Raw genomic sequence first — 25,554 nt, 5'->3', positions numbered from 1 at the left:
CTCAGAAGTGAAACGCCGTAGCGCCGATGGTAGTGTGGGGTCTCCCCATGTGAGAGTAGGGAACTGCCAGGCATCAAACAAGTGAAGAGGCCATCCGAAAGGATGGCCTTTTTGCGTTTATGCGCCAAAAAACGGTAGGCCGGTTAAGGCAAAGCCGCCACCCGGCAAGTCAGACCGCACTCCAAGCCACAATAAACTGCGCAATCCCGTCCACATCATTTAAATCCAGCACCGGAACCTCAAGTTCCACTGCCACATCGCTGGCCACCGCAATGACATGCTCATCCAGCGTTAACTCGCTCATATCATGCCCGGCATCGCTTCTGAAAAGTAGGATCTTAGGCACGGCCTCATGCTTAAATCCCTCAACCAGCACCAGATCCAGCGTGGAGTGATCCATCCGGCTAACCAGATAAGCGAGATTCAGCGGCGCCTCATCCGGCGTTTCTGTCATTAACGCCCAGCGCTGAGGACTTGCTACCATCGTTTGTGCTGCTCCGGCCTTACGCAGCTCATAGCTGTCTTTTCCGGGCGTATCAATGTCCATGTTGTGATGACTATGCTTAATCAAACCAGGGCGAAGCCCTCTGGCACAAAGCGCAGGAATGAGCTTTTTCAACAGCGTGGTTTTCCCGGTCCCACTCCAGGCGGAAATGGCTACAACAGGTATCATCTTTTCTCCTGCATCATCTGCAAATCTTCACTCGTATTTACGTTCACAAACGCTGATTTCACATCGCTAAAATCAACGGAATGGCCGCCAGACTCACGCATAAAGACCATCACCCTGCGCTCTCCCGCGGCCAGGTAGGCCTGCAGAGCAGGCGCTAGCGATCGATGCATCAACGCGATAGCAGGATGGTCACGCTCGCCGTCATGTACCCAAACCACAGGAGCCGTACCACGAAGCAGGAACAGACGCTCGACAAGACAAGACGGAATAAACGGGGTATCGCAGGGGCAGAAGATGAACCACTCTCCGTGCGACTGTTGCATGACTGAAAGCATACCGGCAAGCGGTCCCGGGTAATTCTCAAGGCTATCTTGATAAACGGCGTACCCGCTTTGCCGGTAAGTGTCGATATGCCGGTTAGCGCTGATGGCCATTGCCGTCACCTGGCCGGCGAGCGTATCGGCGACATGCTGCCACAAGGGTTTTCCATTAAGAAGCTGAAGCCCCTTATCTTTACCGCCCATTCGCGTTGCTCTGCCGCCTGCCAGAACGACCCCGATGATTTCCTGGCTAACATTCACGAATATCGCCTCTTTTATTGTGGGATTGACCCTGCTAACGTGTCACTCTAAATGAAAGGAGCACCACCATGAAATGTAAACGTCTGAATGAAGTTATTGAACTCCTCCAGCCAGCCTGGCAGAAAGAGCCAGAGCTCAATCTGATGCAATTTTTACAGAAACTGGCAAAAGAGTCAGGTTTTGACGGCGATCTGGCAGACCTTTCTGACGACATCCTGATCTACCACCTTAAAATGCGCGACTCTGCCAAAGATGCTGTTATTCCTGGTATTCAGAAAGATTATGAGGAAGATTTTAAGACGGCATTGCTGCGCGCCCGAGGCGTAATTAAAGAGTAAAAGCTTGTAAGCGGCGGCACCGAAATCGCCACAAGATGATATCCTGAATCATTCGTATAATTTCCGGATGATCGGATGAACGACCAGGCTTTTACTTTCCAGACATTACACCCGGACACCATTATGGATGCCCTGTTTGAACAGGGTATTCGGGTGGATTCCGGGCTAACACCGTTAAACAGCTACGAAAACCGCGTCTATCAATTTCAGGACGAGGATCGTCAGCGCTATGTCGTAAAATTCTATCGTCCTGAACGCTGGTCCGCTGAACAAATTCAGGAAGAGCATCAGTTCGCTCACGATCTGCTGGATGACGATGTCCCCGTTGCCGCACCGCTGAAATTCAATAACCAAACGCTCCTTACGCACGAAGGGTATTACTACGCAGTATTCCCAAGTCTGGGTGGCCGTCAGTTTGAAGCGGATAATATCGATCAGATGGAGTGGGTTGCCCGCTATCTTGGGCGTATACACCAGACGGGACGCAAAAAAGCCTTTATTGCCCGCCCGACTATGGGGATTCAGGAATACCTTCTTGAACCGCGCACAATATTCGAAACGTCTGCAATGATCCCCGCAGCGCTAAAGGATGATTTCCTCAACGCCACCGATAAGCTTATTGCTGCAGTGAAAACCTGCTGGCGTGATGATATTTCCGTCCTGCGCCTGCATGGCGATTGTCACGCCGGGAATATTCTCTGGCGTGACGGCCCGCTGTTTGTCGATCTCGATGATGCGCGTATGGGGCCAGCGGTTCAGGACCTGTGGATGCTGCTGAATGGCGACAAAGCCGAGCAACGCATGCAGCTTGAAACCATTATTGAAGCTTATGAAGAATTTAGCCCGTTTAATTCAGACGAAATTGCCCTGATTGAGCCTTTACGTGCGATGCGTTTTGTTTATTATCTCGCATGGTTAATCAGGCGTTGGGACGATCCGGCATTTCCTCGTAATTTCCCGTGGCTTACCGGAGAGGATTACTGGCGTAGCCAGATATCTACATTTACTGAGCAGGTTAAGGTTCTTCAGGAGCCCCCTCTGCAATTAACGCCGATGTATTAATGGACACACCCAGGAGAGAGTTAATCATGAAAAAAATTTGGCTGGCGCTGGCAGGTATGATTCTGGCATTTAGCGCTTCTGCTGCACAGTTTACCGACGGCAAACAGTACATCACGCTGGAGAAGCCGGTCGCTGGCGAGCCACAGGTACTGGAGTTCTTCTCGTTCTATTGCCCACACTGTTACCAGTTCGAGCAGGTGCTGCATGTCTCTGACAACGTGAAGAAAAAGCTGCCGGAAGGCACCAAAATGACCAAGTACCACGTCGAGTTCCTGGGCCCATTGGGTAAAGACCTGACTCAGGCATGGGCGGTGGCGATGGCACTGGGCGTAGAAGATAAGATCACTTCGCCAATGTTTGAAGCCGTACAGAAAACCCAGACCGTTCAGACCACTGCGGATATCCGTAAAGTGTTCGTTGATGCCGGCGTGAAAGGTGAAGAGTACGATGCCGCATGGAACAGCTTCGTGGTGAAATCACTGGTTGCCCAGCAGGAAAAAGCGGCTGCTGACCTCCAGCTTCAGGGCGTTCCGGCGATGTTTGTTAACGGCAAATATCAGCTGAACATGCAGGGCATGGACACCAGCAGCATGGATATTTTCGTACAGCAGTATGCAGATACCGTGAAATACCTGGTTGAGAAGAAGTAATTTCGTTAATGTAAAAACGCCGGTCACTGACCGGCGTTTTTGTATGAAGATTTTATCTTGTCTATCTGTTCGTCTTTCTCTTTCCAGAGCGTATTAAGCCACTGCTGGAAACGACGTTTGAAGTTCTTATCGTTTACGTAATCACCGTGCAGTTCAGCGTCAATCGGAACCAGGTCGACGTGCACGACAATACGCGTCAGTTTGCCGCTGAGCATATCGAAGAACGGCGTCTTATCGTTTTCCGGATAGCAGAGCGTGACGTTAAGAAGTTTATCGAACTGTGCTCCCAGCACGTTAAGCGCCATCGCAATCCCCGCTGCCTTTGGCGGCAACAGATGCTGATACGGAGAGCGAGTTTGCTGGCGCTTCTCTTCCGTAAACCGGGAGCCTTCAACAAAGTTCACGATGGTCGTTGGATGCGCACGAAACTTTTCACAGGAGCGGCGCGTGGTCTCCACATCCTTACCGCGACGTTCCGGATGACGAATCAAATAGCTGCGCGAATAGCGTTTCATAAACGGCATATCGAGCGCCCAGCAGGCCAGCCCGATAAAAGGCACCCAGGCGAGCTGCTGTTTCAGGAAATATTTGTTCATCGGGATGTGTTTGCGAAAAAGCACGCATAACACCACGATGTCCGCCCAGCTGTGGTGATTGCAGATCAGCAGGTACCAGTTCTTTTTGTTAAGGTTCTCCAGCCCTTTGACATCCCACATCAGGTGCGGGTTAAGGCGCAACAGGATCGCCAGTCCTTCGCACCAGCAAAACATCATGAAATTACAAAATGCGGACACGGCTCGCCACACCATGGGTACAGGCAGCAGCAGTTTAATGATCCCGGCGATAATGATCGGTACGGAACAGGCGATCGTCACCAGGATAGTTAAAATGATGCTTAGCAGTAATGTTATTGCAGCGAGCAATCTCGACATGATGAGCTTTTTCAGGTGGTTAGCTGTAAGTGAGCGACCGGATAGTCGACGCTGGGCGCTGATTTTACCAGAAAACAGACAAATGAATGGCGCTTTCATAGGGTGATTTGGCGGCTTTTACCCCGGCGCAGAAGATTTCGCTGTCGTTCCGCGTAAATCAAGGCTTATATCCACATAGACTAAATTGTCATCAGTTGGCCATATAGAGGCGATCTCATAACATAACAATCTGATAATTAAGATCTAAATATTGCCTTATATGTATTTTTTACGTCTGTTATTCATGTGAAGTGAAAATACTCACAAACTTATCCACAGTTTGATTTTTACGAGCGATCCTCACGATCGCAAAATCTTTTCCTGTATCGGGCCTGAATAACTGATGTTTTCATCCTTCTGTGGCATCCTTTACGCATAAATTGATTAAAGGCACGGACATTATGGTTCAGATCCCAGAAAACCCTCTTATTCTCGTCGATGGCTCTTCTTACCTGTATCGGGCGTACCATGCGTTTCCTCCTCTGACCAACAGCGCAGGGGAACCTACCGGCGCAATGTATGGCGTGCTGAATATGCTGCGCAGCCTGATCCTTCAGTATCAGCCAACCCATGCGGCCGTCGTGTTTGATGCGAAAGGCAAAACGTTCCGCGACGAGTTGTTTGAACATTACAAATCCCACCGTCCGCCAATGCCTGACGATCTGCGTGCGCAGATAGAGCCGCTGCATGCGATGGTGAAAGCGATGGGTCTGCCGCTGCTGGCCGTTTCTGGGGTTGAAGCGGATGACGTCATCGGTACGCTGGCGCGTGAAGCCGAAAAGATGGGTCGTCCGGTACTGATTAGCACCGGTGATAAAGATATGGCGCAGCTGGTGACGCCAGGGATTACCCTGATTAACACTATGACCAACACCATTCTTGGGCCGGAAGAGGTGGTCGCAAAGTATGGCGTGCCGCCAGAGCTGATTATCGATTTCCTCGCGTTGATGGGCGACTCCTCGGATAACATTCCTGGTGTCCCTGGCGTCGGTGAGAAAACCGCGCAGGCGCTGCTTCAGGGGCTGGGCGGGCTGGATACGCTCTACGCGGAATCAGACAAAATCGCCGGTCTCTCCTTCCGTGGTGCCAAAACCATGGCTGGGAAGCTGGAAGAGAACAAAGAGGTGGCTTATCTCTCCTATAAGCTGGCCACAATCAAAACCGATGTCGAGCTCGAACTGGGCTGTGAACAGCTGGAAGTGCAGCAGCCTTCTGCGGACGAGCTTCTAAGCCTGTTTAAGAAATACGAATTTAAGCGCTGGACCACTGACGTGGAAGCCGGTAAATGGCTGCAGGCAAAAGGGGCAAAACCTTCCACAAAGCCGAAGGAGACGATTGTCGTTGATGCAGAAGAGCAGGCGGAAGAAGAAGCCGTGGCGCTTTCCTTCGACAATTATGAAACTCTTCTTGAAGAGTCACAGCTCATTGCCTGGATCGAGAAACTGAAAAAGGCGCCGGTCTTTGCCTTTGACACCGAAACGGACAGTCTCGATAACATCTCTGCCAATATGGTAGGCCTGTCATTTGCGACAGCGCCAGGTCATGCGGCCTATGTTCCCGTGGCGCACGATTACCTGGATGCGCCGGAACAGATCTCCCGTGAACGCGTGCTTGAACTGCTGAAGCCGATCCTGGAAGATGAAAAGGCGCTCAAGGTTGGGCAAAACCTCAAGTACGACCGCGGCATTCTGCAAAACTACGGCATTGAACTGCGCGGGATCGCCTTCGACACCATGCTTGAATCTTACATTCTGGACAGCGTCGCGGGCCGCCATGATATGGATTCCTTATCTGACCGCTGGCTCAAGCACAAAACCATCACCTTCGAAGAGATTGCCGGCAAAGGGAAAAATCAGCTCACCTTTAACCAGATTGCTCTTGAAGAGGCAGGACGCTACGCGGCGGAAGACGCTGACGTTACGCTGCAGCTCCACCTGAAGATGTGGCCAAAACTGCAAAAGCACGAAGGTCCGCTGAATGTGTTCCAGCATATTGAGATGCCGCTGGTACCCGTGCTGTCCCGCATTGAACGCAACGGCGTGAAAATCGATCCAACGGTGCTGCATAACCACTCCGGGGAGCTGGCGCAGCGCCTGACCGAGCTGGAGCAGAAAGCGCATGAGCTTGCAGGCGAGCCGTTTAACCTCTCTTCACCGAAGCAGCTGCAAACCATTTTGTTTGAAAAGCAGGGCATCAAGCCGCTGAAGAAAACCCCTGGCGGTGCGCCTTCAACCTCTGAAGAGGTGCTGGAAGAGCTGGCGCTGGACTACCCGCTGCCAAAAGTGATTCTGCAGTACCGTGGTCTCGCGAAGCTGAAGTCTACCTACACTGATAAGCTTCCGCTGATGATCAACCCGAAAACGGGCCGCGTGCACACCTCATATCATCAGGCTGTCGCGGCGACCGGTCGTCTCTCGTCAACCGATCCCAACCTGCAGAACATCCCGGTACGTAACGAAGAGGGCCGCCGTATTCGCCAGGCTTTCATCGCACCAGAGGATTATCTGATTGTCTCTGCTGACTACTCGCAAATTGAGCTGCGCATTATGGCGCATCTGTCCCGCGACAAAGGCCTGCTGACCGCGTTTGCCGAAGGGAAGGATATCCACCGGGCAACCGCGGCGGAAGTCTTCGGCTTGCCGCTGGACAGCGTGACCAACGAACAGCGCCGCAGCGCTAAAGCGATCAACTTCGGTCTGATCTACGGCATGAGCGCGTTCGGCCTTTCACGCCAGCTCAATATTCCGCGTAAAGAGTCGCAGAAGTATATGGATCTCTACTTCGAGCGCTACCCGGGCGTGCTGGAATATATGGAACGTACCCGCGCGCAGGCGAAAGAGAAAGGTTACGTTGAAACCCTGGACGGCCGCCGTCTCTACTTACCGGACATCAAATCCAGCAACGCGGCGCGCCGCGCGGGCGCAGAGCGTGCCGCGATCAACGCCCCGATGCAGGGGACCGCGGCGGACATTATTAAGCGTGCAATGATCGCCGTGGATGCCTGGCTCGAGAAAGAGAAACCGCGTGTGAAAATGATCATGCAGGTACACGATGAACTGGTATTTGAAGTGCACAAGGACGACCTCGACGCCGTGTCGAAGAAGATCCACGAACTGATGGAAAGCAGCATGACGCTGGACGTGCCGTTGCTGGTGGAAGTGGGAAGTGGTGAAAACTGGGATCAGGCTCACTAAGGGTTCTTCGCATAACGCGCTTTTTATGTAAGTTTGCAACATGGCAACGCGCGTTTTGTGACGATCATTAGAATTCCCTATGTAAAGAATGAAAAAAAACTACAAAAAGTGCTTTTTCTGCAACACAAAAAGGGGTAGAGTTATCGGCGTAGGGTACAGAGGTAAGATGTTCTATCTTTCAGACCTTTTACTTCACGTAATCGGATTTGGCTGAATATTTTAGCCGCCCCAGTCAGTAATGACTGGGGCGTTTTTTATTGCGGCAAAGAAATGTTCAGGCAAAAAAAGCGCGGCCATTGCCGCGCTCGGTATTACTCTTCTTCCGCTTCCGTCGCGGGTTCCAGCTCGCTAAACCAGGTGTCGAGCTTCTGACGCAGCTTGTCCACGCCCTGCTTTTTCAGCGAGGAGAACGGCTCAACCTGCACATCGCCGTTGAACGCCAGCACCGCTTCGCGAACCATATTCACCTGCGCTTTACGCGCGCCGCTTGCCAGCTTATCGGCTTTCGTCAGCAGCACCAGCACGGCGATATCGCTTGCCACCGCCCAGTCGATCATCTGCTGATCGAGATCTTTCAGCGGGTGGCGAATATCCATCAATACCACCAGACCTTTCAGGCACATGCGTTTTTCGAGGTATTCACCCAGCGCACGCTGCCATTTGATTTTCATCTCTTCGGGTACCTGCGCATAACCGTACCCCGGTAAGTCGACCAGGCGTTTGCCCTCTGCGACTTCAAACAGGTTGATCAGCTGGGTACGGCCAGGTGTTTTTGAGGTACGCGCCAGGTTCTTCTGATTGGTCAGCGTATTCAGGGCGCTGGATTTACCCGCATTAGAGCGGCCAGCAAAGGCCACTTCAATACCGGTATCAGAGGGGAGGTGGCGAATATCGGGCGCACTGGTGACAAAATGCGTCTGTTGGTAGTTCCAGGTAGTCACGTGGTCGTCTCCAAAAATCGTAATCTGAGGGGGATTATACCTGAATGCGGGCAAAAGACTTTTTTCATTGCACTCAGCCTGTAGGCTTAAGCCCTGGCCGCTGTGAGAGATTGGCTATACGTACTATGGGAGATTTCAGAGAAATCGCAGGAGCAAGAAAAAGGCAAACTGTTTTAAATCATCATCTTATTTCCAGGTAATTATCTGAAAATCCGTTTTTGTACCGTTTCGTTGCTTGTTAGTTTAAGCGAACACGGTAAAGTATGCGGCAAGGCGAGGAAGCCAACAGGATGATGACTTAAGGATAAGGGTCAGGAGCGCCAGGAGGCGAAGACGCAGGATTGTCAGGACGACCAGCGCCCGGAGGCGTTTTAACAGGAAATGGAACCGTATCACGGACGGTATTAGCCAAGGGATAAACAGGGTTTGTTGTTGGCAAACATGGAATGTCTGACCCGTTAAGGGTTGTGAGTCAGGAAAAAAGGCGACAGATTGCTCTGTCGCCTTTTTTCTTTGCTTGCTTTCTGCTAGATTTCGCCGCAATTCTATACTGAAGAAAACGACTTAAAGATAAAACATCATGAAAAAACCAACCTCCGCTGCGGGCGCGAAACGCCCTGCAAAAGCACGCCGCAAAACGCGCGAAGAACTGAACCAGGAAGCGCGCGACCGCAAACGCGACAAAAAACATCGCGGTCATGCTGCGGGTAGCCGTGCCAACGGTGGTGGTGCAGCGGGCGCTTCTGCAAAAAGCAAGCAGCAGAAAGATCCTCGTATCGGCAGTAAAACTCCCATTCCACTGGGTGTGACAGACACCCCGGTCACTAAGCAGCACAAACCAAAGAGCGAGAAACCTATGCTTTCACCGCAGGCTGAGCTGGATTTGCTGGAGAACGATGAGCGCCTGGACGCGCTGCTGGAACGTCTTGAAGAGGGTGAAACCCTGACCGCTGAAGAGCAGTCATGGGTGGATGCCAAACTGGATCGCATCGACGAGCTGATGCAGAAGCTGGGTCTGTCTTACGATGACGAAGACGACGAAGAAGAAGACGAAAAGCAGGAAGATATGATGCGTCTTCTGAAGGGTGGAAACTAACATTTGCACCCGGCAGGCACGATAGTCCTGCTTATAACCCTTCCGGTTATATGTTATCTGGTGTGGTTATTCGTTAAACTACGGCGGTTGTCGCGGCGACAGAAGTGGCTGCGCACCCGAATGATGTCCCGCAATGGGGTCAGAACGGGCCGCCGTATACGAACGCGACACCAACGGAAGGAGTGAGCATGTCAGCACCAACTATCGACTGGGATTTGGCCCTAATCCAGAAATATAACTATTCCGGGCCGCGTTATACGTCATACCCCACCGCGCTGGAGTTCTCCGATGCCTTCGGCGAGGAGGATTTTCAGCAGGCTGTCGCGCGCTATCCTGAGCGTCCGCTGTCGCTCTATGTCCATATTCCGTTCTGCCACAAGCTTTGTTACTTCTGCGGCTGCAATAAAATCGTGACCCGCCAGCAGCATAAAGCCGACCAGTATCTTGACGCGCTCGAACAGGAAGTTGTGCATCGCGCGCCGCTGTTTAAAGGCCGTCACGTCAGCCAGCTTCACTGGGGCGGCGGTACGCCAACCTATCTGAACAAAGCGCAAATAAGCCGCCTGATGACCCTGCTGCGCGGCAATTTCAGTTTTAACGTCGACGCTGAAATCTCGATCGAAGTCGATCCGCGTGAAATTGAGCTGGATGTGCTGGATCACTTACGCGCAGAAGGCTTCAACCGCCTGAGCATGGGCGTGCAGGACTTCAATAAAGAGGTTCAGCGCCTGGTGAACCGCGAGCAGGACGAAGACTTTATCTTTGCCTTACTCAACCATGCGCGTGACATCGGTTTCACGTCGACCAACATCGACCTGATTTACGGCCTGCCAAAGCAGACGCCGGAAAGCTTCGCCTTTACGTTGAAGCGCGTGGCTGAACTCAGTCCGGACCGCCTGAGCGTCTTTAACTACGCGCATCTGCCGACGCTCTTTGCCGCCCAGCGCAAAATCAAAGATGCCGATCTGCCTTCTGCCCAGCAGAAGCTGGATATCCTGCAGGAAACCATCACCTCGCTGACCGACACCGGCTATCAGTTTATCGGCATGGATCACTTTGCCCGTCCGGACGACGAACTGGCGGTCGCTCAGCGCGAAGGGGTCCTGCACCGCAACTTCCAGGGCTACACGACCCAGGGCGATACCGATCTGCTCGGCATGGGCGTCTCCGCCATCAGCATGATCGGCGACTGCTACGCGCAGAACCAGAAAGAGCTAAAGCTGTATTACCAGCAGGTGGATGAGACCGGCAACGCGCTGTGGCGCGGCATCGCATTAACCCGTGACGACTGCATCCGTCGCGATGTGATTAAGGCGCTTATCTGCAACTTCCGTCTCGATTTCAGGGACGTGGAAGCGCAGTGGGCGCTGAACTTCAGCGATTATTTCGCGGAAGACCTGAAGCTGCTGGCGCCGCTGGCGAAAGACGGGCTGGTGGATATGTCGGAGAGCGCGATTGAGGTCACGCCGAAAGGGCGTCTGTTGATCCGCAATATCTGCATGTGCTTTGACGCATACCTGCGTCAGAAAGCGCGTATGCAGCAGTTCTCGCGGGTGATTTAAACGGTAATGCCGGGTGGCGGCTTCGCCTTACCCGGCCTACAAAAGTGCGAAATGTAGGCCGGGTAAGCGAAGCGCCACCCGGCTTTTCATCGCCAACTCGCTAGCTAAACAGCCCAACCAGCGCCGCACACAGCACCGCCGCAACGGCGGTTTGTGGCGTGTGGCTTTCAGCGGCTCCGCTAGAGAGCATATTCACGAATGTTTCCAGCATGATGTTCACCCCCAATTTCCGGGCACGATCATACAAAACTCATCGGAACAGTAAAGCGCAAAATAACGGCAATTTGCGCTCAATTAATAACCTTTACACAAGCGCGGATATTACTCCATTCCCAGCTCTTTCAGCTTGCGCGTCAGGGTATTGCGTCCCCATCCTAACAGGCGAGCGGCTTCCTGCTTATGACCCTGGGTATGACGAAGCGCGGTGGTCAACAGCGTACGCTCCATCTCAGGCTGAGCCTCAGACAGCAGGTTTTGATGACCGGAACGCAGCGCGCGGTCGGCCCACTGCGCCAGCAGCGTCGCCCAGCTGTCCGGCAGCGCGTGTCCGCTACTGCTTTCCGGCGCGGTCGCCTCAAACAGCTCGGCCGGTAAATCCTGAATCAGCACTTCCTGACCGGCAGCCATCACGGTTAACCAGCGGCAAGTGTTTTCCAGCTGACGCACGTTGCCTGGCCACGCCAGACGCGTCAGAGCGGCATCGGTTTCGGGATGAAGCTGCTTAGCTTCCACACCCAGCTCGCGGGCAGCCACCTGCAGGAAATGACGCGCCAGGCGGGGAATATCTTCCCGGCGTTCACGCAGCGGCGGCAGATGAACGCGAATGACGTTCAGACGATGGAATAAATCCTCACGGAATTTGCCTTCCTGCACGCGCTGCTCCAGGTTCTGGTGGGTCGCGGCGATAATACGCACGTCCACCTTCACCGGCGCATAACCGCCCACGCGATAAAACTGCCCGTCGGCCAGCACGCGCAGCAGACGGGTCTGAACGTCCAGCGGCATATCGCCGATCTCATCCAGGAACAGCGTGCCGCCGTCAGCCTGTTCGAAGCGCCCCTGGCGAATGGTATTTGCGCCGGTAAACGCCCCTTTTTCGTGCCCGAACAGCTCGGATTCAATCAAGTCCTTTGGGATCGCCGCCATATTCAGGGCGATAAACGGCGCTTTTGCCCGCGGGCTGTGGCGATGCAGCGCATGGGCCACAAGCTCTTTACCGGTGCCCGATTCGCCGTTAATCAAGACGCTGATGGAGGAGCGGGACAGACGGCCAATAATGCGAAACACGTCCTGCATCGCCGGCGCTTCGCCGATGATGTCGGTGGTTGGCCCAAAATCGGGCGCGTGGCGCGGCTGTTGCTGCTCCTGATAATGGCTAATCGCGCGCTCAACCAGCGCCACCGCTTCGTCGATATCAAACGGTTTGGGCAGATAATCGAATGCCCCTTGCTGGTAAGCGCTCACCGCGGCATCCAGATCGGAATGAGCCGTCATTATGATGACCGGAAGCATAGGGTGGCGTTGTTTGATCTGCTTTAACAGCGCCAGCCCGTCCATGCCCGGCATACGGATATCCGACAGCAGAACATCGGGCGTTTTAGTGGTGAGTGCGTCGAGCACTTCGCTGCCGCTCTCAAACGTCGTGCAGCTTAATCCTGCCCCTGTGAGCGCGCGTTCAAGCACCCAACGGATGGAGCTATCGTCATCGACTACCCAGACTATCCCTCGTTGCATAAACGTCACCTTTATTTTTTAATCGGCAGGAAAACCGAAAACTCGGTATGTCCCGGCCAACTGGTAAATTCAATTTTTCCAGAGTGTTGGTCGATCAAACTGCGGGCAATGGATAAGCCCAGGCCGGTACCGCCTTCACGGCCGCTGACCATCGGGTAGAACAGAGTGTCCTGAAGATGCGATGGAATACCGGGGCCGTTATCCTCGACGTCGATACGGGCCGCAAGCCGATAGCGCACGCCGTGTAACGTGAGCTGGAAGGCGGTACGGGTGCGCAAAATAATCTCGCCCCCTTCCGGTCCCAGCGCCTGCAGGGCATTGCGCACAATGTTCAACAGGACCTGCTCAATCTGATCCGGGTCATGGGCCAGTTCCGGCAGGCTTGGGTCGTAATCACGCACCAGCGTGACGTTCTCCGGCAGCTCCATCGAGACGAGCTTCACCACCCGCTCGGCCACTTTATGGATGCTTTCTGTGACGTGCATTCCCGGCTGCTGTGGCCCGAGAAGACGGTCAACCAGATTTCGCAGGCGGTCCGCCTGCTCGATGATGACGTTGGTGTACTCCGCCAGCGCAGGGTCGGGCAGCGCCTTGGTCAGAAGCTGCGCCGCGCCGCGTAACCCACCCAGCGGGTTTTTGATTTCATGCGCCAGGCCGCGCACCAGGTCTCGGGCGGCAATTTGCTGCGCATGCTGAAGCTGCTCCTGGCTCAGGCGACGCTGATTATCCATCGGCGCCATTTCCAGCAGGATCAAGCCTTCGGGAAGACGTTGCGCGGTCAGCGACAGAATGTGCGAGCGCCCGTCGATCACCAGCGTCACTTCGTTATCGGTGAAACCCTGGCCCGCCTGTAAACTTTCCTGCATCAGGCCAATATTCAGCGAAAAATAGCTCAGAAGTTCCGGAAGCGGGGTGCCGAACAGTTTGCGTGCGCTTTGGGCGAGCAGCTGCTGTGCCGCCGGGTTGGCGTAATGAACGGCCAGCTCGTCATCCACCAGCAAAATGCTGTTAATCAAAGAATTGAGGATCTGCCCAGCATCGGGCAGCGTGCCAGTTGCCATTCAGCAGTCTCCTGGAGTCGTTTGCACTAATTTAGTGCAGTATAGCGTTTTCGGCGTCAAAAGCGCGTGAGATCAGGTTGTTGGTGGAGAAAAAAGCCCATCCGGAGATGGGCTAAAAGTTTCCACGGCAACTACTCCCGGCGCTTGTCACGCCGGGTAAAACAACTTAATTAAACGCTGTAGTACAGTTCGAACTCAACCGGATGCGGAGTCATGCGCACGCGGTCGTTCTCTTCAGTACGCAGGGCGATGTAGGCATCAATAGCGTCGTCAGTGAATACGCCACCTGCGGTCAGGAACTCACGGTCTGCGTCCAGCGCCTGCAGGGCTTCTTCCAGAGAGCCAGCAACCTGTGGGATCTCTTTCGCTTCTTCTGGCGGCAGGTCGTACAGGTTTTTGTCCATCGCTTCGCCTGGGTGGATCTTGTTCTTGATACCGTCCAGACCGGCCATCAGCAGTGCTGCGAAGCACAGGTATGGGTTAGCCGCTGGATCCGGGAAGCGAACTTCGATACGACGCGCTTTAGGAGACGCCACCACCGGGATACGGATAGAAGCAGAACGGTTACGCGCAGAGTAGGCCAGCATCACTGGCGCTTCGTAGCCCGGGACCAGACGCTTGTAGGAGTTGGTGGTTGGGTTCGCCAGGGCGTTGATCGCTTTAGCGTGTTTGATTACGCCGCCGATGTAGTACAGCGCCTGCTCGGACAGACCGGCATATTTGTCACCAGAGAACAGGTTGGTACCGTTCTTGGACAGAGACATGTGGCAGTGCATACCGGAACCGTTGTCGCCAAACATTGGTTTTGGCATGAAGGTCGCGGTTTTACCGAAACGGTGCGCAACGTTGTGCACAACGTATTTGTAGATCTGAATTTCGTCCGCTTTTTTGGTCATGGTGTTGAAGCGGGTAGCCACTTCGTTCTGACCCGCAGTCGCCACTTCGTGGTGGTGAGCTTCAACAACCAGGCCCATCTCTTCCATCACCAGACACATGGTGGAACGAATGTCCTGTGCAGAGTCGACCGGAGGAACCGGGAAGTAACCGCCTTTCACGCCTGGACGGTGACCTTTGTTACCACCTTCGTATTTGGTGGAGGAGTTCCATGCGCCTTCGATGTCGTCGATAGCCACGTGGGAGCCAGAGATAGAGGCACCAAAACGGATGTCATCGAACAGGAAGAACTCTGGCTCTGGCCCGAACAGAACGGTGTCCGCGATGCCGGTAGAACGCAGGTACTCTTCAGCGCGTTTCGCGATAGAACGTGGGTCGCGGTCGTAGCCCTGCAGCGTGCCTGGCTCGAGGATGTCGCAACGGATGATCAGGGTAGGTTCTTCGAAGAACGGATCAATGACCGCAGTGGTTGCATCTGGCATCAGAACCATGTCGGATTCGTTAATGCCTTTCCAGCCACCAATGGAGGAGCCGTCAAACATTTTGCCTTCTTCAAAGAATTCGGCGTTCACCTGATGAGCAGGGATTGTGACGTGCTGTTCTTTACCTTTGGTGTCGGTGAAGCGGAGATCAACAAACTTCACTTCATGTTCGTTCAGCATCGTCAAAACGTGTTCAGCGGACATACTTAACTCTCCAGATTGGTCATTGTCGTCGTGGTAACGAGGTCTTCAGTTTCTGTTTGTACTGGCTGTTGCCATGTAATTTTTATAAAGCGAAATCTGTGCCAACTTTTAAAACACCCCAAAAAGGCGTTATCATGCGCACCATAGTGCAAAAGGGCTGCACCACAATGGTAATGTTGCACCAGTATAGTGCTTCAGTGTGAACACCGAGCACCATATTGGTGCAATTTTCGTTAAAGTGCCCTTTTTCGCTCCGTGAAAGCGATCACAAAGCATCTCTGCGATACTTGTTTGCGGAGGATGTTTGTGATCCTGTTTTGTAGTGCGATTAATCCGTGTACAATAACGCGCTATTTCTAATGCCTGAGGCAAAGTTGTGATCGAAAATTTGCGTAACATCGCCATCATCGCGCACGTTGACCATGGTAAAACTACCCTGGTTGATAAGCTGCTGCAGCAATCCGGTACGTTTGATGCACGTGCCGAAACTCAAGAGCGTGTGATGGACTCCAACGATTTGGAGAAAGAGCGTGGGATTACTATCCTCGCGAAAAACACCGCTATTAAATGGAATGACTACCGTATCAACATCGTTGATACCCCAGGGCACGCCGACTTCGGTGGTGAAGTTGAGCGCGTGATGTCCATGGTGGATTCCGTGCTGCTGGTGGTTGACGCATTTGACGGCCCAATGCCGCAAACGCGCTTCGTGACCAAAAAAGCATTTGCCCATGGCCTGAAACCAATTGTTGTTATCAACAAGGTTGACCGTCCTGGCGCACGTCCTGACTGGGTTGTTGATCAGGTATTCGACCTGTTCGTTAACCTCGACGCGACCGACGAACAGCTGGACTTCCCTATCATTTACGCTTCGGCGCTGAATGGTATCGCGGGTCTGGACCACGAAGATATGGCGGAAGACATGACCCCGCTGTATCAGGCGATTGTCGATCACGTACCGGCACCGGATGTTGATCTGGATGGTCCACTGCAGATGCAGATCTCCCAGCTGGACTACAACAACTACGTTGGCGTCATCGGTATCGGTCGTATCAAACGCGGTAAAGTGAAGCCAAACCAGCAGGTTACTATCATCGATAGCGAAGGCAAAACCCGCAACGGTAAAGTGGGCAAAGTGCTGACTCACCTTGGTCTGGAGCGTATCGATAGCGATCTGGCTGAAGCGGGCGACATCATCGCGATCACCGGTCTGGGCGAGCTGAACATCTCTGACACCATCTGCGATCCGCAGAATGTGGAAGCGCTGCCTGCCCTGTCTGTTGATGAACCAACCGTTACCATGTTCTTCAACGTCAACACCTCTCCGTTCTGTGGTAAAGAAGGTAAGTTCGTTACCTCTCGTCAGATCCTTGACCGCCTGAACAAAGAGCTGGTGCACAACGTTGCGCTGCGCGTTGAAGAAACCGAAGACGCTGATGCCTTCCGCGTATCCGGTCGTGGTGAACTGCACCTGTCTGTTCTGATCGAAAACATGCGTCGTGAAGGTTTCGAGATGGCGGTTTCCCGTCCGAAAGTTATCTTCCGCGAAATCGACGGCCGTAAACAAGAGCCGTTCGAAAACGTGACGCTGGACGTTGAAGAGCAGCACCAGGGTTCTGTGATGCAGGCGCTGGGCGAGCGTAAAGGCGACCTGAAAAACATGAATCCAGATGGCAAAGGCCGCGTACGTCTCGACTACGTGATCCCAAGCCGTGGCCTGATCGGCTTCCGTTCTGAGTTCATGACCATGACCTCTGGTACCGGTCTGCTGTACTCCACCTTCAGCCACTACGACGACGTGCGTCCGGGCGAAGTGGGCCAGCGTAACAACGGCGTACTGATCTCCAACGGTCAGGGTAAAGCGGTTGCGTTTGCGCTGTTCGGTCTGCAGGATCGCGGTAAGCTGTTCCTGGGTCACGGTGCTGAAGTTTACGAAGGCCAGATCATCGGTATTCACAGCCGTTCTAACGACCTGACCGTAAACTGCCTGACCGGTAAGAAACTGACCAACATGCGTGCGTCCGGTACTGACGAAGCAACGGTTCTGGTTCCACCGATCAAGATGACTCTGGAGCAGGCTCTGGAATTCATCGATGACGACGAACTGGTAGAAGTGACTCCGCTGTCTATCCGTATCCGTAAACGTCACCTGACCGAGAACGATCGTAAACGTGCTATGCGCGGTGCGAAAGAAGAGTAATTCGGTTATGCCGTAGGCCGGGTATGCGCATGCGCCACCCGGCAACGAAAAAGCCGCTGAGCGATCAGCGGCTTTTTTTATTAGAACGAATACCGTAGCCCTAAACGGATCCGGTACTGCTCCCGGTTGTAATCATTCCATCTGTCCAGCCACTGCAGTTCGAGGTACGGCAGCCAGTTTCTGTCGATCTTATAGCTAAACTTATTGGTAATTTCCCAGTGATGGTCTTTGCCATTTTTGCTGTGATAATCATTCACCCGCTGGAAAAAGTGCGGTTCAAAGGTGTAGAAAAATGCATCCGTTACTTTGAAATTCCAGTAGTTGGCAAATTCGTGCGTGTCGTTCTTATCCATCTGCCCGTTATAGTCCGGCGTATCGTAGTTGTTATGGTTATAGCGATAGCGGAACGTCAGGTTGAACCAGTCCGTAAATTTATAATTGGTATCTAAATAGACCGCGCCACCCGAACCTGCGCTGCTGTCGTTAATCAACCCGCCGGGCTGGAAGGTGAGTTTATCGGTCGGCTTAAAGAGCGGATACCACCCCTCGATTTCGTTATAGCTGTGCTTAAGTTCATCCCATTTACCCACGTTATAGGCGTTGGTGAACATCAGTCCCGCGCCCATATCGAAGTTATAGCCCGCACGCAGGATCACCTCGTGCATCTCTGAGGCCGTATTGTAGGCTTCACGCGTTTCGACATAGGCCCCGGCAAATACCGGGCAGGACACAGACGACACGATCAGTACAGTGATGATTCTTTTCATAATTTGTCCATGTATCAGGTACAGAAAGGCCTCCCTCCTGATAAACAGGAAGGACATAGTGGCCGGATTTATTGTTATAAAGTGACTGCTGACGCTTTATTGTTGGTGGTTATCTCAGGGGTATTCGCGGTTTGTTTCTTCCGTTTTCCAATCTCCTCGATAATAAAGGCGAAGCGCGCTTCGTTGAGTTTATAAAACAGCCCCATGGTCACGGCAGCAACAATCGCCAGGCCGCACGGCCAGAGGAAAATCAGCTGACGCAACCCAAGCAGCGTGCCCGCGCTCTGCACGGCATGGGGAACGTAGCCAATCTGGGTCAGCATGATGCCGGGCAGGAAACCGGCGAGCGCGGCGGAGATTTTGCGCGAGAAGGTATAGCCGGTATACACCGACCCTTCGGCGCGAATGCCGGTTTTCCACTCGCCGTAATCGACGGTATCCGGCACCAGCGCCCAGTTCAGGCTATTAACAAACGCCGTGCCGAAGAAGGCCATGCAGGAAAACAGCACAAACAGCAGGGAGCTGGTCCCCCAGAAGAAATTCAGCACGTCGCCCACCGCCCACAGCACCAGCCCGCCCAGATAGACCGGTTTCTTGCCAAAGCGCTTTACCGCGCCGGGCACCAGAAACACACCAATCAGAATGCAGCCCATGCTGAAAAAGCCCATCCACGACAGCAGATGCAGATCGTTCAGCACGTACTGGGTGTAATAGACCTGAATCGCCAGCTTGATGTTAAACGCGGCGAGAGTGCACAGGTTGGCGATGCACAGCACCAGCAGCGGCGGATTGCGGAAAATCGCGCAGAATGATTTCAGAATGCCGGGCTTATGGTGATCGGGCGTAAGCTCGACGTAGCGTTCTTTCACCCCGCTGTAGCACCACCACATGCAGAACAGGCCGCCGGTAACGAACACCAGCGCGGCCACCAGATAGCCGAGTGAGGGCTGGTGGACGAACAGCGCCTGAATGGGCATAAAGCCGACGGTGCAGAGCAACAGTCCTACCGTTGCGCCGCCCTGACGCCACGCCGCAAGCTGCGCGCGCTCGTTCGGGTTTTTGGTGATGGCCGGGACCATCGCACCGTAGGCGCAGTTCATCAGGCTATAGCAGAGGCCAAACATCATGAAGAGCACGGTGGCGAGGGCCGTTTTCACCGTCAGGCTAAAGTCGTTGGCCATAAACTGCGCCGTCGCCACCAGCGCCACCGGAACGGAGGCGTAAAGAATGAACGGCCGGAACTTCCCCCGCGCGCCGATATTACGCCGTGAGTCGAGCAGCACCCCGGTCAGCATGTCGGTAAACGCGGTAAAAAACTTCGCGACGAGGAAAATAATGCCGCCATAGAACGCGGGCATGCCCAATTCATCGGTGTAAAACTTCAGCAGATACAGCGTGCCAATACACAGCATCAGGTTCGAGCCAAAATCACCCATCCCGTAGGCGCACTTCTCTCGCAGGCTCAATTTCAGGGTTAACGGATCAGTATTATGTGTCATGGTCGATCCTCAAAGCGCCCCGCAGGGCGCTCAATCACGTCATTTATGCCGTACGTTTGCGCAGTTCGATCTCTTCCACTATGCGCACATACATCTTCTCGTTGAGGTTGTAGAAGCAGCCCATCGCCACGATGGTGATAACTGCCAGCAGGCTCGGGTAGATAAATATCAGCTGCCGCAGCCCTTCAACCGTGCCACTGGATTGCACCACGTTGGGCACATAGCCGATCTGCGTGAGCATGATCCCCGGGAAGAAGCCCGCCAGCGCCTGGGAGACCTTCCTGAAGAAGGTAAAACCGGTATACACCGTTCCTTCGGAGCGCACGCCGGTGCGCCACTCACCGTACTCCACGGTATCGGACACCAGCGCCCAGTTCAGGCTGTTCACGAACGCGGAGCCGAAAAAGGCCAGGCAGGAGAACGCCACAAAGCTCACCGAGCCGCCGCCGAAGAAGTAGTTGAGCAGATCGCCCGCCACCCAAATCATCAGCCCGCTGATGTAGACCTTTTTCTTGCCGAAGCGCCGCACCGCGCCGGGCATCATAAAGACGCCGATAAAAATGCAGCCCATGCTGAAGAAGCCCATGTACGACAGCAGGATCGGGTCGTGCAGCACGTACTGCGTGTAGTAGACCTGAATGGCGAGTTTGACGTTAAAGGCGCCCAGCGTGCACAGGTTGGCGATGCACAGGATAAACAGCGGACGGTTCCCGGCGATGGCGCGAAACGACTGCAGCAGCCCCGGTTTTTGCGCCGGGTTAGCGGGCTGCGCCTCGACGTAACGTTCGGTCACCCCCTTGTAGCACCACCACATAAAAAACAGTCCGAACAGCGAGAAGAGGGTGGCGGCAAAGATATAGCCAAGCTGGTCATTGCCTTCAATCAGGTTCATCACCGGAACAAAACCCACGGTACAGAGCAGCAGGCCCAGCGTAGCGCCGCCCTGGCGCCAGGCGGCCAGCGAGGCGCGCTCGTCCGGGTTTTTGGTAATGGCGGGCACCATCGCGCCGTAGGAGCAGTTCATCATGCTGAAGAACAGGCCGTACAGCATGAACAGCACCGTCGCCATCACCGTTTTACCGGTGATTTCAAACGGCGTGCCAACGAAGTTGGCAATCGCCAGTAAGGTCACCGGGAACGCCGCATAGAGCACGAACGGGCGGAATTTCCCTTTCGGGCCGATCTTGCGCCGGGAGTCGAGCATGATCCCGGTGCCCATATCGGTGAAGGCGGTAAAGAACTTCGCAATCAGGAAGATAATTCCGCCGTAGGTGCCCGGCAGGCCCAGCACGTCTGTGTAAAACTTCAGCAGATAAAGCGTGCCGATATCCAGCAGGATGTTTGAGCCGAGATCGCCCATCCCGTAGGCGAGTTTTTCTTTAAACGGCAGGCGTAGGGTTGCCGGATCGGAAGTATGTTGACTCATTATTGTTCTCCGTCTGCCCGCAGGTGGCCCCGCGGGCGAGCCTTATCAGATATGACGTAAGGTGCTAAACAGATCTGCCCATTCGCTGTGCTGGCGGTAGAAGACCGGCGGCTTGCCGAGCGGGGCATCTACGTTCACGTCACCGCCCCGGCAGATTTCCCCGGTCCACGCATTCACCCAGCTGTCCTGCGGCAGATAGAGCGACCAGTCGCGGCGCCCCTCTTCATGAACCGGCGCCACCAGCAGGTCGCGGCCAAACAGGTACTGGTATTTCAGCGTGTAGGCGCGCGCGTCGTCCTCGTAGTGCAGGAACAGCGGACGCATCACCGGCAGGCCGCTTTTCGCGTTCTGCGCGACCGCAGCTTTGATGTACGGCTTTAGGGTGGTGAAGACGGTTGTCATGCGCGCGAAGTGCGCGATGGTTTCCGCGTCGCCGTCGAACTGCCAGTTGTCGCCGGGACGGTTGCCCTCATGGGTACGCATCATCGGCGTAAAGGCGCTGAAGTCGCACCAGCGCAGCAGCAGCTCTTTGCTGCGCTTCATCTCGAACAGGGTCGTATAGCCGCCGATGTCGCTGTGGTGCAGGCCGTGCCCGGTCATCGCCAGCGACAGCGCCGCAGGGATGACGGACGCCAGACCGTCGTCCAGGCTCCAGTCGACGTTCTGATCCCCCGCCCACATCATCACCGAGTGCTTCTGGCTGCCGGTATAGCCCGCGCGCATGAAGAACAGGATCTCGCCGAGCTTGCCGGTCTCCTGAAGCGCTTCGTAGTTACATTTGGCCCAAAGGGCAGGCCAGGCGTTATGCATGATCTCCGCGCTCACGCCGTTATGCAGGAAGGTGTCGGTCGGCAGGTACTCCCCGAAATCGGCCATCCAGCCGCCGCAGCCCAGTTCGATCAGGTTCTTTTTAATGACCTCTTTGTACCAGTCGTAGGCTGCCGGATTGGTCAGGTCGATAACGCCCGCGTAGAACTCGCCGAACTCGACGTGGTAGTCCTCGCCGTTGGCGTTTTTGGTCAGATAGCCGCGTTTCGCGGCCTCTTCGCAGAGATCTTTATCGCTGGCGACGTACGGGTTGATATAGGAGAGGAACTGCACGCCTTCCTCTTTCCACTTCGCAATCCGCGCATCAAGCTGCGGATAGAGCGCGCTGTTCCACTTCCAGTTCCACATCACGCGCTTGCCGAAGGAGGTCATGCGAATGCCGGACCAGTCCTGCGCCCAGATGCCGTTGACCTTCACGCCGCCGTTACGCATGGTGTCGAGCTTCTGCTGGCACACCTCGGTGCCGCCCTGAATGCCCAGCGTCACGCCGTCGTACACCCAGTCCGGCAGCTCCGGCTGGCGCCCCAGCAGGCCGGTCAGTTTTTCCAGCAGATCGACGTACGTTTGCGCACATTCGAAGCGCAGCGTGGCGTTATCTTCCCAGAACGCCAGCTCGTGGAAATCCGGCGCGCTGAAGTCGAAGTTCATATAACAGCTGTTATCCACGTGGCAGTAGTACTTCTGGGTGCTCACGAAGGTAGGCTGCGGGAAGAAGGTCCAGTAGTAGTCGCCGCCCGCGTTCTCTTTGCAGTCGGCCTGCCAGGTGACGTAGGTTTGCTTATTGCGGCCCACGCCCTGCTCGCTGGTCCACAGCGGGAACGGCTTGCCGCGCAAATCGAAATACGAGAACTGCTCGCCGCAGCCGTAAATATGATCGTCTGGCTGCGCCGCCAGCCGCAGCCAGATGCGGTTATGGCTGGCGGCGTCATTTTTCAGCTTCAGCTCGAGACGGCCTTCCGCATCTACGCTCACCAGCAGCGTCGCGCTTACCGCATCGCCGCGGGTAAAGCGGATCGCCCAGCCCGCGCTTTGCTGCGTGACGGTCGCGTCCGTCAGGGCAATCTTTTCGTTGAGCTTGTCTTTGATGCTGAAGTTGCCGCGAAACATCTCGATATCCGCCTCGCCTGCGCCAATCCACAGGCAAGGGGCATCCGCGGTGTGGGATAAAATCAGACGGTCCTGCCAGCGCAGGGTGAAGCCACTTTCGTTATTTTTCAGGTCAATATTGTGTAGGGTACGCATAAACACTCCGTCTTAATTATTTGGCCTGGCTATCCAGTAATCCGGCGGCGACGGCAGGGGCTAAGCCCGGTGCCAGCGGCAGGCGGGGGATCACCAGGCAGTGCAGCAGATGGTAAATATCCTGCTTGCCGTCCCAGACTTTGGTGGTCACTTCGTTGTTGGTGTCCAGCTCCTGCCACCACGAACCGTTTTCGTAGTCCATCAGGTACTTGATGCAGTAATCCCACCACTTCTGATACCAGGCTTCGTACTGCGCTTCGCCGGTTACGGTGTAGAGCGCATACGCTGTGCCCATCGCCTCGACGATTGGCCAGCGCACGCGTTCGCGGACGATTGGCTTGCCGTCCCAGCCCACGGAGTAGACAAACCCGTCGGCGCCGTCGGGTGCCCAGGCGTCGCGGATGGTGGCGTGGAACAGGCCTTTTGCATCTTCCAGCAGCCACTCTGGCGGGGTTTCAAAGCGCGCTTCCAGCGCGGCGCGCAGGTGCAGCATCAGGCGGCCCCACTCAATCCAGTGCCCCGGCGTGCCGCCGTAGGCGCGGAAGCGGTGAGCAGGGTTATCGATGTTGTAATCGCGGATCGGGTTCCAGTCGGTGTCGAAATGCTCGTTAACGCGGTACTCACCTTTGCGCGCCACGTCATGAATAATGACCGACGCGATGCGCAGGGCGCGGTCGAGCCATTTACGGTCGTGGGTCACGTCATAGACGATGAGGAAGGCTTCCACGGCGTGCATGTTGGCGTTACCGCCGCGATAGTCTTCCGTTTTGCTGAAGGCTTCATCCCAGGACTCCAGGCACATCTGCTCCTGTTCGCTCCAGAAGTAACGCTCAATCACCTCGATGGCATCGTCCAGCAGCTTACGTGCCTGCGGGTGACCCGTGGTCACGGCGCTCGCCGCGCCCAGCAGAACGAAGAAATGCTGATAGCCCTGCTTGGACGCATCAATCACGCCTTCATCGTTTACGCAGGCGTACCAGCCGCCGTGCTGCTTGTCGCGCAGCGGACCGTTGAGGGCGTTAATGCCGTGCTCAACCAGGGCATACGCGCCGGGACGGCCCATGTTTGCCGCCACCGCGTACACGTGCAGCATGCGGGCGGTGATCCACAGATGGGTGCCCATATCGCTGCGCACCTGGCCGTTATTGCCCAGCCAGCCAAAGCCGGTCGGTACGGCGGCGTTTTTGCCGAAATCGAGAATGCGGTCGGTCTCTTGTTCGAGCCAGCGGTTATGGCTCAGGGTGTTAAACCATTTCATGTTCGGATCCTTTCTTAACGGCGAGCCATCATTTCGTCGACGATCTCACCCAGACGCTGAAGTTTGGGGACGGAGATATCACGCAGCATCAGCTCGGTGTCCGGCAGGCCAATCACAGAGGACCAGACGGCGCGACCGGCTAAAAAGCCCGATGCCCCCGCCTGCATGGCGACGCTTACGGCGCGCGGGAAGAGCTTATCGTCCACGCCGGAGGAGAGGATCACCCACGGCATGGCGATGTTCTCGTTCAGCTTTTGCGAGGCCGCCAGCAGCGCCTGCTGCGTGCCCTTGCCGAACAGCGGCATCTCCACCTTGTAAAGGTCGGCACCGCTGTCGCCCAGCTCTTTGGCCGCATCGATAATCGCCTGTTCGCGGTTAAATTCGGCTCCGCGACGCGGCGGACGCACCACCGGCTCGATAATGCTCAGCAGCCCGTTGTCGTGGCAGAGCGTATTGAACGCTTTCACCATCTCCAGGCGCTGCTGCGGATCTTCATCGCTGCGCCACAGCACCAGCAGCTTCAGCGCTTTGCCGCCATCGCGCTTGACCGCCTGCGCGTCGACGTTCTTGTCGATCGCCACGCTGTCGACCGGAATACCGTTCCCCGGAATAAATTCGTCGGCGGCCACAATCATCGCGCAGCTTTTGGCCACGGCCTGCTGCTCGACAATCTGGCGATAGCAGAACTGCTGGTCGACGAGAATGGCCGAGGCGTACGGCGACAAAATTTTTGCCGCGTTGACCTTAAAATCGGTCAGGTTCTGGTCGGTTACCGGCACCGGCGCGCCTGCGGCGGCAAACATCAGGCGCATCGCTTCGCGCTGATCCACGGCCAGCATCGCAAAACCGCCGGAAGGTCGGGTGATATCTTTCAGGGTGTACATCGTCATT

General features: G+C 55.1%; 23 protein-coding genes. 9 read left to right on the top strand and 14 right to left on the bottom strand.

Translation table 11 applies throughout. The features are described from left to right. Positions 1–169: 169 nt before the first annotated feature. Complete coding sequence (mobB, locus tag C6A40_RS18185; RefSeq protein ID WP_023293675.1) at positions 170–673, bottom strand: molybdopterin-guanine dinucleotide biosynthesis protein MobB; 504 nt, start codon at positions 671–673, stop codon at positions 170–172. Continuing rightward, entirely contained in the window at positions 670–1,254 is a 585-nt protein-coding gene (mobA, locus tag C6A40_RS18180) for a molybdenum cofactor guanylyltransferase MobA (RefSeq protein WP_023293674.1), read from the bottom strand. Before mobA ends, mobB begins: the two co-directional genes overlap by 4 nt. Positions 1,255–1,322: 68 nt before the next feature. On the opposite strand from mobA, the gene C6A40_RS18175 reads away from it, so the two are divergent. From C6A40_RS18175 to dsbA, 3 genes are all read left to right on the top strand, one after another. Next, positions 1,323–1,592, top strand: a complete 270-nt coding sequence (locus C6A40_RS18175; RefSeq protein ID WP_008501866.1) for a YihD family protein — start codon at positions 1,323–1,325, stop codon at positions 1,590–1,592. Between the two features lie 75 nt (positions 1,593–1,667). Next, positions 1,668–2,654, top strand: a complete 987-nt coding sequence (locus C6A40_RS18170) for a serine/threonine protein kinase (protein WP_008501865.1) — start codon at positions 1,668–1,670, stop codon at positions 2,652–2,654. Between the two features lie 26 nt (positions 2,655–2,680). Then, complete coding sequence (dsbA, locus tag C6A40_RS18165; protein ID WP_008501864.1) at positions 2,681–3,304, top strand: thiol:disulfide interchange protein DsbA; 624 nt, start codon at positions 2,681–2,683, stop codon at positions 3,302–3,304. 23 nt (positions 3,305–3,327) lie between these two features. Here dsbA and C6A40_RS18160 read toward each other — a convergent pair whose 3' ends face one another. After that, a complete protein-coding gene (locus C6A40_RS18160; RefSeq protein ID WP_239991055.1) occupies positions 3,328–4,179 on the bottom strand; it encodes an acyltransferase in 852 nt (283 codons plus the stop codon). On the opposite strand from C6A40_RS18160, the gene C6A40_RS25300 reads away from it, so the two are divergent. The 3 genes from C6A40_RS25300 (at position 4,076) to C6A40_RS25630 (ending at position 7,683) form a co-directional block, all read left to right on the top strand. Continuing rightward, positions 4,076–4,342, top strand: coding sequence for a hypothetical protein (locus tag C6A40_RS25300; RefSeq protein WP_239991056.1), 267 nt, complete (start codon positions 4,076–4,078; stop codon positions 4,340–4,342). The genes C6A40_RS18160 and C6A40_RS25300 overlap by 104 nt on opposite strands. Positions 4,343–4,676: 334 nt before the next feature. Next, positions 4,677–7,469: a DNA polymerase I gene (gene polA / locus C6A40_RS18155; protein ID WP_008501862.1), complete on the top strand. Its 2,793-nt coding sequence runs from the start codon at positions 4,677–4,679 to the stop codon at positions 7,467–7,469. Between the two features lie 166 nt (positions 7,470–7,635). Further along, positions 7,636–7,683: a spot 42 RNA, inhibition of DNA synthesis gene (locus C6A40_RS25630; protein ID WP_071892919.1), complete on the top strand. Its 48-nt coding sequence runs from the start codon at positions 7,636–7,638 to the stop codon at positions 7,681–7,683. A 97-nt stretch (positions 7,684–7,780) separates the two neighbouring features. Here the strand turns inward: C6A40_RS25630 and yihA are convergent, their stop codons facing one another. Next, positions 7,781–8,410, bottom strand: a complete 630-nt coding sequence (yihA, locus tag C6A40_RS18150) for a ribosome biogenesis GTP-binding protein YihA/YsxC (RefSeq protein WP_008501861.1) — start codon at positions 8,408–8,410, stop codon at positions 7,781–7,783. 580 nt (positions 8,411–8,990) lie between these two features. Here yihA and yihI point away from each other — a divergent pair. Together yihI and hemN are read left to right on the top strand one after the other, a co-directional pair. Further along, a complete protein-coding gene (yihI, locus tag C6A40_RS18145; RefSeq protein WP_008501860.1) occupies positions 8,991–9,506 on the top strand; it encodes a Der GTPase-activating protein YihI in 516 nt (171 codons plus the stop codon). 188 nt (positions 9,507–9,694) lie between these two features. Then, positions 9,695–11,068, top strand: coding sequence for an oxygen-independent coproporphyrinogen III oxidase (gene hemN / locus C6A40_RS18135; RefSeq protein WP_025912318.1), 1,374 nt, complete (start codon positions 9,695–9,697; stop codon positions 11,066–11,068). Between the two features lie 100 nt (positions 11,069–11,168). On the opposite strand, the gene C6A40_RS18130 is transcribed toward hemN, so the two are convergent. From C6A40_RS18130 to glnA, 4 genes are all read right to left on the bottom strand, one after another. Then, a complete protein-coding gene (locus C6A40_RS18130) occupies positions 11,169–11,279 on the bottom strand; it encodes a YshB family small membrane protein (RefSeq protein ID WP_032622955.1) in 111 nt (36 codons plus the stop codon). A gap of 110 nt (positions 11,280–11,389) precedes the next feature. Then, entirely contained in the window at positions 11,390–12,802 is a 1,413-nt protein-coding gene (gene glnG, locus C6A40_RS18125) for a nitrogen regulation protein NR(I) (RefSeq protein WP_008501858.1), read from the bottom strand. 11 nt (positions 12,803–12,813) lie between these two features. Beyond that, positions 12,814–13,863 carry a nitrogen regulation protein NR(II) gene (gene glnL / locus C6A40_RS18120; RefSeq protein WP_008501857.1) on the bottom strand — a complete coding sequence of 350 codons (1,050 nt, stop codon included), beginning with the start codon at positions 13,861–13,863 and terminating at the stop codon, positions 12,814–12,816. 170 nt (positions 13,864–14,033) lie between these two features. After that, the gene (gene glnA / locus C6A40_RS18110; protein WP_008501856.1) at positions 14,034–15,443 is read right to left on the bottom strand and encodes a glutamate--ammonia ligase; all 1,410 of its coding nucleotides are present in this window, start codon (positions 15,441–15,443) and stop codon (positions 14,034–14,036) included. Positions 15,444–15,819: 376 nt separating this feature from the next. On the opposite strand from glnA, the gene typA reads away from it, so the two are divergent. Continuing rightward, positions 15,820–17,643 (top strand): ribosome-dependent GTPase TypA, encoded by a 1,824-nt coding sequence (typA, locus tag C6A40_RS18100; protein ID WP_008501854.1) that lies wholly within the window; start codon positions 15,820–15,822, stop codon positions 17,641–17,643. 80 nt (positions 17,644–17,723) lie between these two features. On the opposite strand, the gene ompL is transcribed toward typA, so the two are convergent. The 6 genes from ompL to yihT form a co-directional block, all read right to left on the bottom strand. After that, entirely contained in the window at positions 17,724–18,410 is a 687-nt protein-coding gene (gene ompL / locus C6A40_RS18095; protein WP_032637905.1) for a porin OmpL, read from the bottom strand. A gap of 74 nt (positions 18,411–18,484) precedes the next feature. Next, positions 18,485–19,909 (bottom strand): MFS transporter, encoded by a 1,425-nt coding sequence (locus tag C6A40_RS18090; protein WP_045336260.1) that lies wholly within the window; start codon positions 19,907–19,909, stop codon positions 18,485–18,487. Between the two features lie 43 nt (positions 19,910–19,952). Next, a complete protein-coding gene (locus C6A40_RS18085; RefSeq protein ID WP_045336258.1) occupies positions 19,953–21,335 on the bottom strand; it encodes an MFS transporter in 1,383 nt (460 codons plus the stop codon). Between the two features lie 45 nt (positions 21,336–21,380). After that, a complete protein-coding gene (locus C6A40_RS18080; RefSeq protein WP_045336256.1) occupies positions 21,381–23,405 on the bottom strand; it encodes an alpha-glucosidase in 2,025 nt (674 codons plus the stop codon). 16 nt (positions 23,406–23,421) lie between these two features. Further along, the gene (gene yihS, locus C6A40_RS18075; protein ID WP_023345127.1) at positions 23,422–24,663 is read right to left on the bottom strand and encodes a sulfoquinovose isomerase; all 1,242 of its coding nucleotides are present in this window, start codon (positions 24,661–24,663) and stop codon (positions 23,422–23,424) included. 14 nt (positions 24,664–24,677) lie between these two features. Then, on the bottom strand, positions 24,678–25,553 hold the full coding sequence (yihT, locus tag C6A40_RS18070; RefSeq protein WP_045336254.1) for a sulfofructosephosphate aldolase: 876 nt from the start codon (positions 25,551–25,553) through the stop codon (positions 24,678–24,680). Position 25,554 lies beyond the last annotated feature (1 nt).

This window comes from Enterobacter sp. GER_MD16_1505_Eko_090 (assembly GCF_003331015.1).
GTDB lineage: Bacteria > Pseudomonadota > Gammaproteobacteria > Enterobacterales > Enterobacteriaceae > Enterobacter > Enterobacter roggenkampii.
The sequence above is the reverse complement of the archived record's forward strand: the minus strand, read 5'-3'. Positions and strand labels throughout refer to the sequence as shown.

What these genes read in the sequence shown, in the direction of transcription:
- hemN (WP_025912318.1), top strand. Translation starts at nt 9,695, where the DNA reads ATGTCAGCACCAACTATCGACTGGGATTTGGCCCTAATCCAGAAATAT.
- C6A40_RS25300 (WP_239991056.1), top strand. Translation starts at nt 4,076, where the DNA reads ATGAAATTACAAAATGCGGACACGGCTCGCCACACCATGGGTACAGGC.
- dsbA (WP_008501864.1), top strand. Translation starts at nt 2,681, where the DNA reads ATGAAAAAAATTTGGCTGGCGCTGGCAGGTATGATTCTGGCATTTAGC.
- yihT (WP_045336254.1), bottom strand. Translation starts at nt 25,553, where the DNA reads ATGACGATGTACACCCTGAAAGATATCACCCGACCTTCCGGCGGTTTT.
- C6A40_RS18080 (WP_045336256.1), bottom strand. Translation starts at nt 23,405, where the DNA reads ATGCGTACCCTACACAATATTGACCTGAAAAATAACGAAAGTGGCTTC.
- C6A40_RS18090 (WP_045336260.1), bottom strand. Translation starts at nt 19,909, where the DNA reads ATGACACATAATACTGATCCGTTAACCCTGAAATTGAGCCTGCGAGAG.
- yihS (WP_023345127.1), bottom strand. Translation starts at nt 24,663, where the DNA reads ATGAAATGGTTTAACACCCTGAGCCATAACCGCTGGCTCGAACAAGAG.
- polA (WP_008501862.1), top strand. Translation starts at nt 4,677, where the DNA reads ATGGTTCAGATCCCAGAAAACCCTCTTATTCTCGTCGATGGCTCTTCT.
- C6A40_RS18175 (WP_008501866.1), top strand. Translation starts at nt 1,323, where the DNA reads ATGAAATGTAAACGTCTGAATGAAGTTATTGAACTCCTCCAGCCAGCC.
- glnL (WP_008501857.1), bottom strand. Translation starts at nt 13,863, where the DNA reads ATGGCAACTGGCACGCTGCCCGATGCTGGGCAGATCCTCAATTCTTTG.
- yihI (WP_008501860.1), top strand. Translation starts at nt 8,991, where the DNA reads ATGAAAAAACCAACCTCCGCTGCGGGCGCGAAACGCCCTGCAAAAGCA.
- glnA (WP_008501856.1), bottom strand. Translation starts at nt 15,443, where the DNA reads ATGTCCGCTGAACACGTTTTGACGATGCTGAACGAACATGAAGTGAAG.
- C6A40_RS18130 (WP_032622955.1), bottom strand. Translation starts at nt 11,279, where the DNA reads ATGCTGGAAACATTCGTGAATATGCTCTCTAGCGGAGCCGCTGAAAGC.
- C6A40_RS18170 (WP_008501865.1), top strand. Translation starts at nt 1,668, where the DNA reads ATGAACGACCAGGCTTTTACTTTCCAGACATTACACCCGGACACCATT.
- ompL (WP_032637905.1), bottom strand. Translation starts at nt 18,410, where the DNA reads ATGAAAAGAATCATCACTGTACTGATCGTGTCGTCTGTGTCCTGCCCG.
- glnG (WP_008501858.1), bottom strand. Translation starts at nt 12,802, where the DNA reads ATGCAACGAGGGATAGTCTGGGTAGTCGATGACGATAGCTCCATCCGT.
- mobB (WP_023293675.1), bottom strand. Translation starts at nt 673, where the DNA reads ATGATACCTGTTGTAGCCATTTCCGCCTGGAGTGGGACCGGGAAAACC.
- C6A40_RS18085 (WP_045336258.1), bottom strand. Translation starts at nt 21,335, where the DNA reads ATGAGTCAACATACTTCCGATCCGGCAACCCTACGCCTGCCGTTTAAA.